The sequence below is a fragment of the Kitasatospora sp. NPDC091257 genome, assembly GCF_044757675.1.
Taxonomy (GTDB): Bacteria; Actinomycetota; Actinomycetes; order Streptomycetales; family Streptomycetaceae; genus Kitasatospora; species Kitasatospora lactacystinica.
Genome location: NZ_JBIVVI010001670.1, coordinates 1 through 1,470 on the forward strand (window position 1 = coordinate 1; position 1,470 = coordinate 1,470).

A 1,470-nucleotide genomic window follows, 5' to 3' on the forward strand; every position below is an offset into this window, starting at 1 on the left:
GGCCCACACCCCGGCCCAGGCCCGCGCCCACACCCAGGCCCACACCCCGGCCCAGGCCCGCGCCCCGGTCGCGGGCGAACCGCGCGGCGCCGGGCCGGGTGGAGCGCTCAGTCCGGCAGCGGCGGCAGTTCCGGCCGCTCCAGCCAGGCCTCGAAGAGCGGGCCGAGCGGAGCGGTGGTGTACCGGGCGGCGTGGGCGCGCAGGTCGGAGGTGGCGACCACGCCGTGCCGGTTGGCGCCCGTCCAGTCCCGCAGCATCGCGAAGAACGCGTCCTCGCCGAGCGTTTGCCGCAGCGCGTGCACCACCAGTCCGCCGCGCTGGTAGAGCCGGTCGTCGAACATCAGCTTCCGGCCCGGGTCGTCGAGCCGGAGGTCCTGCGGCAGCCCGGCCAGCAGCCGGTGCGCGGCGGCGGCGTGCACGGCCGCGCCCGGGCCGCCGGCGTGCTCGGACCAGAGCCACTCCGCGTACTTGGCGAAGCCCTCGTTGAGCCAGATGTGCCGCCAGTCGGCGATCGTGACGCTGTTGCCGAACCACTGGTGGGCCAGCTCGTGCGCGATCAGCCGTTCGCGCTCCCAGCCGCCGCCGAGGTGGTTGGTGCCGAAGGTGGCGACGCCCTGCGCCTCCACCGGGACGTCCAGTTCTTCGTCCGCGATCACCACCGCGTACTCGCCGAACGGGTACGGGCCGAAGACCTCGCCGAAGTACGCCGTCATCTCCGGCTGCCGGGCGAAGTCCCGGGCGAACGCGGCGGCCAGCCGCTCCGGGACGTAGCCGGTCTGCGGCACCGCCGGTCGCACCGCCAGCGGCACCGGCCGGTAGTGCCCGATCGACACCGTCACCAGGTACGTCGGGGTAGGCGCGCTCTGCTCGTACACCCAGGTGGTGCTGGACGCCCTGGTGGTGCGGGTCAGCAGCCGGCCGCTCGCCACCACCGTGAACGGGGACGGCGTGGTGACGGCCAGCTGGTAGGTGGCCTTGTCGGCGGGCCGGTCGTTGCACGGGAACCAGGACGGTGCGCCGACCGGCTGGCTCGCCACCAGCGCGCCCTCGGTCAGCTCCTCCCAGCCCAGGCCGCCCCACGGGCTGCGCACCGGGCGCGGGTTGCCGGTGTAGTGCACCTCGACGGTGAACGCGGCGCCCGGTGCGAGCGCCCTGGCCGGGCGGATCCGCAGCTTGCCGCCGCGGTGGGTGTAGCGGGCGGCCCGGCCGTCGACCAGCACCCGGCCGATCCGGAACTCGGCGAGGTCGAGCGCGAACTCCGCCAGCGCCGCGTCCGCCACCGCGCTCAGCCGGGCCGAGCCGGCCAGCCGGTTGGGGCCGGGCCGGTAGTCCAGCGCCAGCTCGTAGCGGTGCACCCGGTAGCGGTGGTCGCCGCTGTTCGGGAAGTACGGGTCCGGGGCACCGGCGGCCGCGGGGACGTGCTTGGGCTTCACGGGGGCGTGCGCTTCCTGCGGGCCGGGACGGGGGACG

Annotated in this window: 1 protein-coding gene; it reads right to left on the reverse strand. The window is 75.9% G+C overall.

From position 1 onward, the window contains the following. Positions 1 to 107 precede the first annotated feature (107 nt). Positions 108 to 1,433, reverse strand: a complete 1,326-nt coding sequence (locus tag ACIQOV_RS41175) for a M1 family metallopeptidase (RefSeq protein ID WP_401056234.1) — start codon at positions 1,431 to 1,433, stop codon at positions 108 to 110. Positions 1,434 to 1,470: the final 37 nt, after the last annotated feature.